Here is a 12,752-nt window from a genome sequence, read left to right on the forward strand (position 1 = left end):
CAAGGGCCATGACGGCCACTGCGCCGGCATCCTCGGCAATCTTGGCCTGCTCGACGTTGACAACGTCCATGATGACGCCGCCCTTGAGCATTTCAGCCATTCCGCGCTTGACGCGGCTGCTGCCGGTCACCGGTGTTACATCGGGTGTAGACACAAAAACCCCTCTGGGAAGGAACGAAAAATTTTCTGCCCGCGAACGTGGCATGCCACACGGGTACGCCCATTCTATTCCCGGAAGCGGCCGGCGTTGAAACCCGTGTCAACGCCCCGCGGGCAGATTGCCGTTCAGCGCTTGGCGGCGTACAGTGGCGACCCGCTGGATGATGGTCACCAGGCTGGCGACCGCCAGCAGGACCAGGACGACGGCGAGCACGGCCTGCGGGATGCCCAGGCCCACCAGCCCGGTCGCCACGAGCACCACCACGAGGCGGTCCGAGCGCTCGGCGATGCCGACATTCGCCGTCATGCCCAGGCCCTCGGCGCGCGCCTTGGCGTAGGAAACGATTGAGCCCAGGACCAGGCAGGTGAGGGCCATGGCTGCGATGAAGTGGTTGTGCCCGCCGGTGTAGAACCAGACCACGATCCCGGCAAAGACGGCGCCATCGCCCACCCGGTCAAGGGTGGAATCCAGGAAGGCCCCCCATTTGCCGGACCGGTCCAGCATGCGGGCCATGAGCCCGTCGAGGATGTCGGAGAAGACGAAGACCGTGATGACCACGGTGCCCCAGAACAACTGCCCCATGGGGTACCCGATGAGGGCGCCCGCCGCCACGCCCAGGGTGCCGATGATGGTGACGGCGTCCGGTGACACCTTCAGGCGCACCAGCAGCGCCGCAACCGGTGTAAAGATGGCTGCGAACAGCGCGCGGGCGTACTTGTTCAGCATTGATGGTTCCTCGTCCTGGTAGGTGCCTGCTAGCCGATTCCGCCCCAGGCGCCGGCGATCTGCCCACGCGCGTCTCCGAGGGTCTGGGTAATGGCCTTGGTCCCGGCGATGATGGGCAGGAAGTTTCCGTCCCCGCCCCAGCGCGGCACAATGTGCTGGTGCAGGTGAGAGGCAATGCCGGCACCTCCCGTGACGCCCTGGTTCATCCCCAGGTTGAATCCCGACGGGTTGGACACGGCCCGCAACACGCGCATGGCCTGTTGGGACAGCTCGGCGAACTCCGCCGTCTCGGCCACGGTCAGGTCCGTGTAGTCGGGCACGTGCCGGTACGGGCACACCAGCAGGTGGCCCGGGTTGTACGGAAACAGGTTCAGCACCACATAGGCCAGGCTGCCGCGGTGGACAATGAGGGATTCCTCGTCGCTTCGCCCCGGGGCCTCGCAGAACGGGCAGTTGTGCGTGCCGGTGACCTGCTCCTGCCCGCCCTTGACATAGGCCAGGCGGTGCGGCGTCCAGAGCCGCTGAAAGGCATCCGGCACACCTGGAAGCTCAAAGTCGTCCTGCATGGACGCCACACCCTGTTCACTCACGCCGTGCGGTTCCTGACGGCTTCAACGATGCGGCGCACGGCTTCGTCAACGGCCACGCCGTTGTCCTGGCTGCCGTCGCGGAAGCGGAAGGAGACCGCGTTGGCGTCGGCGTCGTCGCCGCCGGCGATCAGCACAAACGGCACCTTTTCCTTGCTGGCCGTGCGGATCTTCTTGGGGAACCGGTCGCTGGAGGTGTCCACCTCGGCACGGATGCCCTGCTGCTTGAGCTTGGCCACGACGTCGAACATGTAGTCGTTGAATGCCTCGGCAACCGGGATGGCCACCACCTGGACGGGCGAAAGCCAGGCCGGGAAAGCGCCCGCGTAGTGTTCGGTCAACACGCCCATGAAGCGCTCCACCGAGCCAAAGAGGGCGCGGTGGATCATGACCGGGCGCTGGCGGGTGCCGTCGGCCGCCTGGTACTCCAGTTCAAAACGCTCGGGCAGGTTGAAGTCCAGCTGGATGGTGGACATCTGCCAGGTGCGGCCCAGCGCATCCTTGGCCTGGACGGAGATCTTCGGTCCGTAGAACGCCGCGCCGCCGGGATCGGCCACCAGTTCGAGCCCGGAAGCCGTGGCAACGTCGGCCAGCGTCTGGGTGGCTTCCTCCCAGACCTCGTCGGAGCCGACGAACTTTTCCGGGTCCTTGGTGGAGAGCTCCAGGTAGAAGTCGTTCAGCCCGTAGTCCTTCAAGAGGGACAGCACGAAGTTCAGTGTCTCGGTAAGCTCGTCCTTCATCTGCTCCTTGCTGCAGTAGATGTGGGCGTCGTCCTGTGTCATGCCGCGCACGCGGGTGAGGCCGTGGACCACGCCGGACTTCTCGTAGCGGTAGACCGAGCCGAACTCGAACAGGCGCAGCGGCAGTTCGCGGTAGGACCGTCCGCGGGAGCGGAAGATCAGGTTGTGCATGGGGCAGTTCATGGGCTTGAGGTAGTAGTCCTGGCCGGGCTTGCGCACCGTGCCGTCCTCATTGAGTTCGGCGTCCACGTGCATGGGCGGGAACATGCCGTCCTTGTACCAGTCCAGGTGGCCGGACACCTCGTACAGGTGGCCCTTGGTGATGTGGGGGGTGTAGACGAAGTCGTAGCCGGCCTCCACGTGGCGCTTGCGCGAGTAGTCCTCCATCTCCTTGCGGATGATGCCGCCCTTGGGGTGGAAGACGGGCAGGCCGGAGCCCAGCTCGTCGGGGAAGGAGAACAGGTCAAGTTCGACGCCGAGCTTGCGGTGGTCCCGGCGCTCGGCCTCCGCGATGCGTTCCTGGTAGGCCTTCAGCGCCTCCTTGGTGGGCCACGCCGTGCCGTAGATGCGCTGCAGCTGCTGGTTTTTCTGGTTGCCCAGCCAGTACGCGGCGGAGGTGCGTGTCAGGGCAAAGGCGTTGGAGATCAGCTTGGTGTTGGGCAGGTGCGGGCCGCGGCACAGGTCGCACCAGACCTCCTCCCCGCTCTTGCGGTCAATGTTGGAGTAGATGGTGATGTCACCGGCTCCCACCTCGACGTTGACCCCTTCGCCGGCCGTGTCGGCGTCGGAAGCCTTGCCCAGCAGTTCCAGCTTGTAGGGCTCGTTGGCCATGGCTTCGCGGGCCTCGGCCTCGGAGACGACGCGGCGGGCGAACCTTTGGTTTTGGTTGACGATCTTCTGCATCATCTTCTCAAGCGTCTTCAGGTCCTCGGGCGTGAAAGGCTCGGCGACGTCAAAGTCAAAGTAGAAGCCGTCGGTGATGTAGGGGCCGATGCCGAGCTTGGCGTCGGGGCGCAGCTGTTGCACGGCCTGGGCCATGACGTGGGCCGTGGAGTGGCGCAGCACGTTCAGCCCGTCCGGGGAGTCCACAGTGACGGGTTCAACGACGGCGCCGTCGGCCAGCGGGGTGACCAGGTCCGTCAGGACGCCGTCCACGCGGGCCACCACAACCTCACGGCGGTCAAAGAACAGTTCCGCACCGGTGGTGCCGGTGGCCACCGTCGTCGTCTCGCCGTCGACTTTAATGGTGATCTGTGTATCCACTGGCACGGGTAACTCCTTGATTTGTCATGTATGGCCCCTTGTCCAAGCAACATACGGGGGTTGCTGTGGGCCTCCTTGATCGTATCGGTTTCGCGCAGCGCCAACCAACCCGGCCGGGCACGCACCTTCCGGCGCCGCTTGGCCGGTCCGGTGGTCCAATCCCTCGGACTCCATGAGCCGGGCCAGGCCGGCGACGGTCGGTTCCGGCTTTCCCGGCGCGGGGTGCCGGGAGTCCTGCGGCCTTCGCGGGTCCTGGAGGCAGCCCGGTCCCGGCAGGGTTTCCGGCCGGCCCAGGTCCCAGGCCTCCAGTGCCTGCAGGCTGATGCCGCGCGGGCCGGTGCGCCGGGTCAGGCCCCGGATCAGCAGCATCCGGGTGCCAAACAGCAAGGGACCGGAGCGGTCCTGGGCTTCATGGAAGAACGTGGCATCAACGCAGCCGGTGCCGTCGTCGATGCTGATGAACACCACGCGCCGCCCGCCGCGCATGGGCGGGGTCTGGGTGGCCACGCGCACCCCGGCCACCAGCACCTCGGAGTTGTTGCGCAGCCCCAGCAGCCGGTCCGAGGTCGTCACACCAAGTTCGGCCAGCAGCGGGGCATAGCTGTCCATCAGGTGCGCGCTGGCGTCCAGTGCGAGCAGGTCCAGCTCGGTGCGCACGGTCTCCGCCTGGGTGGGTGCGGGAAGCCTGGCCGGCAGGGTGCCCAGCTCCAACTCCCCCAGCGGCAGGTGCAGCTGCCCTTCCATCGGCTCGTTGTGCCTGCCGGATTTCGGTGCCGGCAGGCTGTTGACATGGGCCACCAGGTCCGCCCGGTTGGCCGTATTGCCGGTGGCCTGCTGGGCGCTGCGCTGCAGGGAGTCCAGGGCACCGAGCTGGGCCAGCCGCTTCAGGACGGGCCGGGACACCCGGGCCCGGCTGCGCAGGTCCGCCAGGGAGTCGTAGGGCTGCCCGGCCACAATCCGCTTCAGTTCCGTGCCGGACAGCCCGTACACGTCCGCCAGGCTCAGCCGGATCCCCGTCACTTCCTCCCCGGCCGCTTCCCTTCCGGCCGCTTCCCTTCCGCCCGTTGCTCCGCCGCTGTTCCCGCCGCTCCCGCCAGGAACGGCCCGCGTGCGTTCGGCCCGGTAGGAGCCGGTGCTGGCGTTCACGTCCAGGGGCAGGATGGGGATGCCCATCCGCCGGGCCTCCGCCACGAGCAGCCGGCGCGGGTACATGCCGGGGTCGTGTTCCCACAGCCCGGCCAAAAACTCCGCCGGGTGGTGGGCCTTCAGCCAGGCCGACTGGTAGGTGGGCATGGCGAAGGCGGCGCCGTGGGCCTTGCAAAAGCCGAAGCTGCCGAAGGCCTTCAGCGTCTCCCACACCTCCTCGATGGTCTCCGGGCCGTATCCCTTGGCGCGGGCGCTGGTGCGGAAGAAGGCCTCCACGGCCGGTTCCTGCTCCGGATTGCCCAGCCGGCGTCGGTGCTCGTCGGCGTGGGACAGGGAGCAGCCCGTCATGACGTGGAAGGTGCGCAGCACCTGCTCGTGGAACACCGTCACCCCGTGCGTTTCGGCCAGGGCGGGCTTGAGATCCGGGTGCGCATAGTGTTCGGGGGCAAAGCCGTGCCGGTTTTCCAGGTAGGGCTTGACCATGTTCGACTTCATGGGGCCGGGGCGGAACAGGGAGATGTCAATGATGAGGTCGTTGAACTCGCGCGGGGCCATCTTGCCCACCAGCTCGCGCTGGCCCGGGGATTCGATCTGGAAGCAGCCCAGCGTGTGGGTGCTGCGGATCAGCTCAAAGGTGGGTTCGTCGTCGAGCGGGACGGCGTCAAGGTCAATCCGGCCGTCCTCCCCCACGTAGTCCGGGCCCCGCCCGTCGGGGCCCGCCGGGTGGCGCCCCGCAGCCACCACCTCCGCCTTGGAGGGGTGCAGCCGGACCACTTCGCGCACAGCGTAGGCCATGGCGCTTTGCATGCGCACGCCCAGCACGTCCAGCTTGAGCATGCCCATCGGGTCCATGTCGTGTTTGTCGAACTGGCTCATGGGCAGGCCCAGCCCGCTGGGCTGCACCGGGGTGCGGTCCAGCAGGGTGGCATCGCCCAGGATCACCCCGCACGGGTGCATGGAAATGTGCCGGGGCAGCCGGTCCAGCCGTTCGGTGAGGTCCACCAGCAGGTCCAGCTGCGTGCCGCCGCCCAGCTCGTGGGCCTGCTCCACCCGGGCGGCAAAGTCGCGCAGCTCCGGCTTTTCCACCAGGGCCTCCCGGAAGGAGCGTGCCGAGAAGCGCCACAACTGCTTGGCGATCCCGTCCACGTCCTCCGGGTCCATGCCCAGGGCCAGCCCGGCGTCGCGCACGGCCCCGCGGGCCCGGTAGCCGTTTTGCATGCTCATCAGCGTCACGCGCCGGGGACCGAACCGTTCAAAGATGCGGTGGTAGACGTTGTGCCGTTCGGCGCTTTCCACATCGAGGTCGATGTCCGGCAGCGTGGAGCGGTCCCGGGAGAGGAAGCGTTCAAAGAGGAGGTCGTTGGCGATGGGGTCCACCGCGCTGATGCCCAACAGGTAGTTCACCAGCGACGACGCCCCGGACCCCCTCGCGGCCCGGCGCACCCCCATGCCGCGGATCATCTCCGAGACCTCGGCCACGGTCAGGAAGTAGGAGGCAAAGCCGAGGTCGTTGATGGTGTCCATTTCCATGGTGAGCCGGTCCCGGACGGCGGCCAGCCTGCCCCCGCCAATTCCGGGGAAGCGCAGGCTTAGCCCGGCCTCGGCCCGCTGCCACAGTTCCCTGGCCGGGGCCTGGGACAGGCCGAGCACGGCCGCCTCGGGGGTGACCGGCCTTTTCCAGCCCAGGTCCGCCGCCGGATCCAGCCGGCACTTGTCCGCCACCTTGAGCGTGTTGGCCCACAGCTGCTCCAGTTCCGCCGTGCCGTAGCCGCCCTGGCCAACAATCTCCCGCCCCGCCCGGTGCATGTCCGCACCGCTTTTCAGCCAGCCCTGCCCCGTGGGCTGGAGGCCGGGCAGCCGGCCCAGGGGGGTGATGGCCCGGGCGGCGTCCAGCACGTCGGCGGTGGGGGCGTCGTCCGCGGTGCAGTACCGCACGGCGTTGGCCAGCACCGCGGGGACGCCAAATTCCTCGGCCAGTTTGAGCATGCGCACCGCGCGGGTGGTGCTCAGGGGTCCCCCGGGCTCGCTGAAGTGGCTCACCACCTCAACGGCCAGGGTGCCGGCCGGCATCGCGTGCAGCCAGGCCGCAAACCTGGTCCGGGGCGCCAGGTACCGCCGCCCGCCCATGGCCCCGGCGACGTCGGAGAACGGGCCCACCAGCACGGTCAGGGCCGGTTCACCGGTTTCCGGGTCCAGCACGCCGCCGGCCAGTTCCGCCAGGGTCAGCCCCACGGGGCCCTGTTGCCGGGCGTGCGCGGCGGAGACCAGCCGGCACAGGGCCGCATACCCCGCACCGGCACGCAGCGCCCGGCCGCCGTGGGCCAGGACCACCACCCGCCCGGTCTCCACGGGCGCCGGGCGGGAACGGGACGGGCCCGCCCCGCTTCCCTGGCCGGCGTCGTCCAGGATGGCGAGGTCGACGCCCAGGATGGGGTCTATCCCGGCAGCCATGCAGGCCTGGACGTGCTTGATGGCACCATAGAGCCCGTCGCGGTCGGTGGCGGCCAGCGCGTCGGCGCCGTCGGCGGCTGCGGCCTGCACCAGGTCATCGGGCCAGGAAACCCCGTAGTGGGCGCTGTAGGCGCTGGCGGCATGCAAATGCACAAACTTAGGCACCGGGTTCCAGCTCTTCCACCGTTTCGGTTAACGCATCGTGAATTTTTATGACCCGCCACCGGCCGGACGGCAGGTACCTGACCAGGTCCAGGGTCAGCAGCGGTGCGTTGCGGGATCCGCCGTCGCGGCGGACCTGCACCCGCCAGATTTCCCTGTCCACCAGGCCCGCCCCCGTTCCCGGGGCGGCGCGGGTTTCCTCATCCCACCAGTTGCGCCGCCGGTACCAGCGCAGGGGCTCGGCGGCGAGCGTGTAGCGCCCGCCGCGCCAGGCCAGGTGCAGCGGCAGCCCGGCGGCGGTCTCCACCACCTCGATGCCTTCACTGAAAGTGCCCATGCGTGCCTGCCACCTCCGCCTGCCACACCACGCGCCATGCAGCATGTACATGGCGCCCGTTTAGTACTAGGAAATATATTCTAATAAATGTAGTGTACGCTCACTTCACGCGGCAAGAAAGTCGCCAATTGGGAAGAATTTCGCCTCGGACGGGCATTTACCGGCCCCGCCGTACGTTAAGCAATTACCTGCCACGGCACCGGCACCGGGGATCCGCCGGATCCCCGGTGCACCTTGCACTGTTGGCCCCGCAACGACATAAGGAGCGTTCCATGACAGACATGGTCACCCTCATCGCCAGGACCACGCCGCTTGAGCGGGAACTCAAAACCGCCTCCCGCACCGTGGAGGATTCCGACCTCCCCCGGCTCGGGGAGCTCTACTTCACCGCCTATGACCCGGGCCTGGCGGGCGAAACGCTGCAGGTTGCCATGGACAACATGCGTGCCTCGCTGGCCGGCAAGTACGGGCAGTTCCTGCCCAAGGCGTCCCACGTGGCGCTGGATGAAAACGACAGGATCGTGGCCGCGGTGCTCGTCGTCGAACGCGCCCTGGGTGACGACACGCCCGAGTCGCCGTTCATCATTGAACTCATTACGGACCGCAACCACCGCCGGCAGGGGCTGGCCGAGGACCTGGTCCTGGCCACGATGGACACCCTGTTCAACGAAGGGCACCAGGAGGTGGCCCTGCGCGTGGAGGAAAGCAACTCGGCCGCACTGGCCCTCTACCTGTCCCTCGACTTCCGCCGGTGGACCCCCGAGGACAGCGACGACTAGGCTGCCGGGACCGTGGAACAACGGCTGAACTTCATCACCCTGGGAGTCCGCGATGTTGCCCGCTCCCGCAGCTTTTACGTGGACGGGCTGGGCTGGACCCCGCGGCTGGAGGTGCCCGGCGACGTCCTCTTCCTGCAGGTCAACCACGGCCTGGTCCTGTCCCTGTGGAAGCGCGCCCAGATGGCCGCCGAGCTCGGGGTCCCGGAAGACGGGCTGCGCGCTGACATTGCCGCCCTCACGCTGAGCCACAATGTGAGCAGTCCCGCCGAGGTCGACGCCGTGGTGGGCCAGGCGCGGGAGGCGGGGGCCGACGTCGCAAGTCCGCCCAGGCAGCAGCCCTGGGGCGGGTACAGCGGCTACTTCGCCGACCCGGACGGCTTCCGCTGGGAAGTGGCCTACAACCCCACCTGGGCCGTGGACGACGCCGGGCACGTGACGGTCTGAGCCCTGCCGCGGCCCGGCCGGTTTTTAGGCCGCTCCCGCCGCGTGCGGGTGCTGCGACGCGGCAGCCTCGCTGCCAAGGTCTGCCAGTGCCAAGGGGAATGCGGGGTGCTCCGGCAGCGGGAACGTTGACGTGACTGCCAGTCCCGCGTCCACCTGGAGCATCTCCCCCGAACCCAGCAGGCGCCAGCCGGGGTCGGCGTCCATGGGCTCGCTGGCAACCACCAGGGACGCCTGGTTGGCGAGGCTTGGGCTGTGGGCATGGATCCGGGGGCTGCCGGCCTGCAGCTGGGCACCGCGCCCGTGGCCGCCGGGGCGGCGCTCCAGGACGTAAAGCCCATGGGTTTCGGGGTAGCGCAGCGCCCACAGGCCGGTGCCGGTCGTGATGATGAGGTTCAGGCTGTACACGGGCAGCGCCGCCACCACCCACGCCATGGCCGCGGCGAGCCCGGCGCCGAGGTCGCCCCCGGCGAGCCGCGTCTCGGCCGTGATGAGGGCGAACAGCCGCTCGCTGTCCGTTTCACCGCGGACAAGCCCCGCCCCGCCCCGTTCAAGAATGCGCGCGTCCAGCCGGTCCAGGCCGTGCACCACCCCGTTGTGCGCGAACAGCCGCCCGTCGAGTTCGAACGGGTGGGTGTTTTCCAGGGTGTGCGCCCCGGTGGACGCGTACCGCACGTGCGCCAGGAAGGTGGTGCCCTCCAGGGTCCGTGCCGACGAGGCAAAGGCGGCATCGTGCCAGGCGGCCATGGGCTGTTTGCTGACCACGGGCGTCCCCGGGCCGTTGAACACGCCGATCCCCGTCCCGTCCGGGGCGCGGTGGCTCTGCGCCTGAAGGCTGTCCGGCGCCTTCAGCAGCCAAAACGTGGCCGTGACGGCGTCCCTGCCTGCATGCAGCCCAAAAAGCCGGCACATGTCCCCCGCCCTCCCCTCCGCAGCGCAGCCACGATGTGTGCGCCCGTGCCTTGAGTATGGCAGGGCGGGCGGGCACCTGTCGGGAACCGCACGCGGCCGTCCCCGGCCGCCCCTGCCCGCGGCTGTGAATCCGCTGGGACTTCCCGGGAAATTGGGCCGTTTGGGCCTGGCCGCCAGGCGCGCCGTGTGACGATGGGAGCCGGGGCCCGGAGCAGTGAGGGCCAAGGATTCACCGGGCGTGGGGCACCGGCAAGGAGCAAAGCCATGGGCCTGTACGAGCAATTGATTCTGCGTGACCGCCGGCGGCTGCGCCGTCGGCGGATCACGCTCGCGGTGCTGGCGGCGGTGGTGGCCGCCGTGATGGTGGCGGTGGCCTTCGTTGTCGCCACCGTGGTCCAGGCCAACGACAACATCCTGCGTTCCCGGGCCCTGGACGGGGCCCAATCGGTGGCAAAGCTGACCAAGGACACCAACATCCTCGTGATGGGCCTCGACTCACGTGTTGACGAAAAGGGCAAACCACTCTCCGCTGCCGTCTACAGCGCCCTGGACGCCGGCAACCAAAGCACCGGAGGCTACAACGCCAACGTGTTGATGCTGGTGCACATTCCGGCCGACGGTTCCAAGGCCACGGCCATGTCGATCCCCCGCGACGACTATGTGCACCTCGCCGGCATTCCCGGCCAGGACCTGCATGCAAAGATCAAGGAAGCCTACGGCTATGGGCTGGCTGCCGAACAGACCGCACTGCTGGCCGCCGGCAAGCCCAACGACCAGGCCACGTACCAGCAGGCCCGGGAGGCCGGGCGCAGGGCCGAGATCGCGACGGTCTCCCAGTTCCTGGGCAGCGTACACATCGACCACTTCGTGGAGGTGACCATGGCGGGCTTCTATGAGGTGGCCCAGGCCGTGGCCCCGATCACTGTCTGCGTCAACCAGGCCACCCAGGACACATACTCGGGCGCCAACTTCGTCAAGGGCGTGCAGCAGATCAACGCCAAGCAGGCCATGGCCTTCGTCCGCCAGCGCCGGGACACCACCAACCCGAACTACAGCTTCACCGACCTGGACCGGGAGCGCCGCCAGCAGGCGTTCATCGTCTCAGTCATCCACCAGCTCAAGCAGGCGGGCACGTTTACGGACATCCCCAAGATGCAGTCGGTGCTGTCCGCCGTCAGCAGCAACCTGGTGGTGGACTCCGGGCTGAACCTGCTGGACATGGCCCGGCAGGCCGGCGCCATCACCTCCGGCAACATTTCCTTCACCACCCTGCCGATCACCGGCTTCGGGACGTCCCCCACGGGGGAATCAATCAACACGGTCGACGTGGCCCAGGTCCAGGCGACCGTCAAGGAACTGCTCTCCCCGGCCCGGAAGCCCGCCGCGAAGGCCGCAACCCCGGGACATTCCAAGCCCGCCGGCAGCGCTTCCTCAGGGTCCGGAGCTTCACACGGGTCCGGCTCCCCGTCCGGAAGCGCCGCAAACGCGCCGTCATCGGGCACTGCCCCCAAGGCAGCCAAGACCCCGGCCACCACCACCTATTCCGACTGGACCGGCGCCCTTCAGGGCGGTTCAGTGACATGCGTCAAGTAAAGGTGCCCACGTGTTGATCCAACTGCTGCTTGCCGCACTGCTTGCCGGGGCCCTGGTGCTGGGCGTCGTGCTGGCCACAGCACCCCGCCGGCTCCCTGCCGGGGGCCGGCCCCCCGGGCGGGCGGCGGCCCGCGTGGATGCGCTGGCCGTGTGGGCAGCCGCGCTCGTTCCGTCCGCAGTGTTCCTCGGCTGGCACGACGCCGGCCTGGCGGTCCTGGTGCCTCTGGGGGCGGTTGCGCTGTGGTTCCTGTACCGTGTGGCCGCCCCGGCGCCGGCCCCCGTTGCCGTCCCTGCGCCCCACGCCGGGGCGGCCTCCCCGGCCGGTCCGGTTGACGGTGCGGCCCCAGGTTCCGGTGCGGGCAGGGGGCGGGCCCTGTACCACCTGATCATCACGGTGGTGGCCACCTGGGCCGCCGTTTCCCTGGCTGGCGCCCTGGGGCCGCACCCGGCCGCCCGGCAGCTGGGCACCCTGATTCAACACGTCATTGCCTGGATCGTGCTGCTGCTGGCCTGCGTGGGCTGGCTGCTGGGTGCTTTCGCGACACCCGGAAAAGCATCGGAGCGGCCATCGCGCGTGCTGGGGGTTTTTGAAGCGTTCCTCGTTGCGGCCCTTGCCGTGTGCTTCTACGCGCTGTCCTGAGTCCCGGCACGCCGGCTAGCTGATGCGTGCCGTCAGTCCAGGCGAATCGTTGCGCACGTTGCCCACGGCCGCACCCACCGGGTCCAACTGCCATCCGGCGGCAATGCCGTAGGCCCCGGACAGGACCGCGTCCAGCAGGGTGGCAGGATCCCCTGCCGCCGGATTGAGCCATTCGGCCAGGCCGTCGCGGCCCAGGGGCACCGGCAATCGGTCATGCAGGGTGGCCAGTTCGCCGTCGGGCGGGGCAGCCATGGTCAGGATGGTGCAGGAGAGCAGCCACTGGTCCCCGTCACCGTCCGCCTTGGCCGGGTCCTTCCACCACTCATAGAGGCCGGCGAAGGTGGTCAGTGCCCCGTCCGGACGGTGAATGAAATAGGGCTGCTTCGTGCCATCCGGCAGCTTCTTCCATTCGTAATAGCCCTCCACCGGCACCCCGCAGCGGCGCTTCCTGGTGGCGGTGCGGAACGTGGGCTTGTCCAGGACGGTCTCGCTGCGGGCATTGAACGAGCGCACCCCGACGGCAGGATCCTTCGCCCAGCCCGGCACCAGGCCCCATTTGGCCACGTGCACCTGCCGGTGGACCGCGCCGTCGAGCAGACGCTCAAGCACTATGGGCACGTCCGTGGTGGGGGCCACGTTCCAGGAGGCGCGCAACTCCAGGTTCGCATCCGCCTCGGCTTCGAGTTCGGCCACGAGGTCGCCCACGGCCCGGGCCATGACGTATCTTCCGCACATGGCTCCATCGTGCCACAGGCCGGGCCCGCCACACCGGGAATACCCCGGACAGGCGGTAGCGTTGTGCCTACTGAAGCCCA

General features: G+C 68.7%; 11 protein-coding genes and 1 pseudogene. 4 read left to right on the forward strand and 8 right to left on the reverse strand.

Going from position 1 to position 12,752, the window contains the following annotated elements:
- The 6 genes and pseudogenes from MMF96_RS07135 to MMF96_RS07160 all read right to left on the reverse strand — a co-directional run.
- Nucleotides 1-154, reverse strand: a pseudogene (locus MMF96_RS07135) (pyridoxal 5'-phosphate synthase lyase subunit PdxS); the annotation flags it as partial.
- Nucleotides 155-259: 105 nt separating this feature from the next.
- On the reverse strand, nucleotides 260-886 hold the full coding sequence (gene pgsA, locus MMF96_RS07140) for a phosphatidylinositol phosphate synthase (protein WP_176617933.1): 627 nt from the start codon (nucleotides 884-886) through the stop codon (nucleotides 260-262).
- Nucleotides 887-915: 29 nt separating this feature from the next.
- Nucleotides 916-1,452, reverse strand: coding sequence for an HIT domain-containing protein (locus MMF96_RS07145; protein WP_176617967.1), 537 nt, complete (start codon nucleotides 1,450-1,452; stop codon nucleotides 916-918).
- Between the two features lie 20 nt (nucleotides 1,453-1,472).
- Nucleotides 1,473-3,482 carry a threonine--tRNA ligase gene (gene thrS / locus MMF96_RS07150; protein WP_256883061.1) on the reverse strand — a complete coding sequence of 670 codons (2,010 nt, stop codon included), beginning with the start codon at nucleotides 3,480-3,482 and terminating at the stop codon, nucleotides 1,473-1,475.
- A gap of 18 nt (nucleotides 3,483-3,500) precedes the next feature.
- Complete coding sequence (locus tag MMF96_RS07155; protein ID WP_256883062.1) at nucleotides 3,501-7,238, reverse strand: DNA polymerase III subunit alpha; 3,738 nt, start codon at nucleotides 7,236-7,238, stop codon at nucleotides 3,501-3,503.
- Nucleotides 7,231-7,572, reverse strand: coding sequence for a DUF6504 family protein (locus MMF96_RS07160; protein WP_176617936.1), 342 nt, complete (start codon nucleotides 7,570-7,572; stop codon nucleotides 7,231-7,233). The genes MMF96_RS07155 and MMF96_RS07160 overlap by 8 nt, the downstream gene beginning before the upstream one ends.
- A gap of 272 nt (nucleotides 7,573-7,844) precedes the next feature.
- Here MMF96_RS07160 and MMF96_RS07165 point away from each other — a divergent pair, with 272 nt between their 5' ends.
- Together MMF96_RS07165 and MMF96_RS07170 are read left to right on the forward strand one after the other, a co-directional pair.
- Nucleotides 7,845-8,351 (forward strand): GNAT family N-acetyltransferase, encoded by a 507-nt coding sequence (locus tag MMF96_RS07165; protein WP_176617937.1) that lies wholly within the window; start codon nucleotides 7,845-7,847, stop codon nucleotides 8,349-8,351.
- A gap of 12 nt (nucleotides 8,352-8,363) precedes the next feature.
- Entirely contained in the window at nucleotides 8,364-8,795 is a 432-nt protein-coding gene (locus tag MMF96_RS07170) for a VOC family protein (protein WP_176617938.1), read from the forward strand.
- A 24-nt stretch (nucleotides 8,796-8,819) separates the two neighbouring features.
- Here MMF96_RS07170 and MMF96_RS07175 read toward each other — a convergent pair whose 3' ends face one another.
- Nucleotides 8,820-9,704 (reverse strand): class II glutamine amidotransferase, encoded by an 885-nt coding sequence (locus MMF96_RS07175; RefSeq protein WP_176617939.1) that lies wholly within the window; start codon nucleotides 9,702-9,704, stop codon nucleotides 8,820-8,822.
- A gap of 264 nt (nucleotides 9,705-9,968) precedes the next feature.
- Between MMF96_RS07175 and MMF96_RS07180 the strand changes: the two genes are divergently transcribed.
- On the forward strand, nucleotides 9,969-11,297 hold the full coding sequence (locus MMF96_RS07180) for an LCP family protein (protein ID WP_176617940.1): 1,329 nt from the start codon (nucleotides 9,969-9,971) through the stop codon (nucleotides 11,295-11,297).
- 10 nt (nucleotides 11,298-11,307) lie between these two features.
- Complete coding sequence (locus MMF96_RS07185) at nucleotides 11,308-11,937, forward strand: hypothetical protein (protein ID WP_176617941.1); 630 nt, start codon at nucleotides 11,308-11,310, stop codon at nucleotides 11,935-11,937.
- 15 nt (nucleotides 11,938-11,952) lie between these two features.
- Here MMF96_RS07185 and MMF96_RS07190 read toward each other — a convergent pair whose 3' ends face one another.
- A complete protein-coding gene (locus tag MMF96_RS07190; protein ID WP_176617942.1) occupies nucleotides 11,953-12,672 on the reverse strand; it encodes an SOS response-associated peptidase in 720 nt (239 codons plus the stop codon).
- Nucleotides 12,673-12,752 lie beyond the last annotated feature (80 nt).

The sequence above is a fragment of the Arthrobacter sp. STN4 genome (genome assembly GCF_024539665.1).
Lineage (GTDB): Bacteria > Actinomycetota > Actinomycetes > Actinomycetales > Micrococcaceae > Specibacter.

Bases quoted from the DNA above. Each gene is read 5' to 3' on its own strand.
- pgsA (WP_176617933.1), bottom strand. From the start codon at position 886: ATGCTGAACAAGTACGCCCGCGCGCTGTTCGCAGCCATCTTTACACCG.
- MMF96_RS07145 (WP_176617967.1), bottom strand. From the start codon at position 1,452: ATGCAGGACGACTTTGAGCTTCCAGGTGTGCCGGATGCCTTTCAGCGG.
- MMF96_RS07160 (WP_176617936.1), bottom strand. From the start codon at position 7,572: ATGGGCACTTTCAGTGAAGGCATCGAGGTGGTGGAGACCGCCGCCGGG.
- MMF96_RS07165 (WP_176617937.1), top strand. From the start codon at position 7,845: ATGACAGACATGGTCACCCTCATCGCCAGGACCACGCCGCTTGAGCGG.
- MMF96_RS07175 (WP_176617939.1), bottom strand. From the start codon at position 9,704: ATGTGCCGGCTTTTTGGGCTGCATGCAGGCAGGGACGCCGTCACGGCC.
- MMF96_RS07180 (WP_176617940.1), top strand. From the start codon at position 9,969: ATGGGCCTGTACGAGCAATTGATTCTGCGTGACCGCCGGCGGCTGCGC.
- MMF96_RS07190 (WP_176617942.1), bottom strand. From the start codon at position 12,672: ATGTGCGGAAGATACGTCATGGCCCGGGCCGTGGGCGACCTCGTGGCC.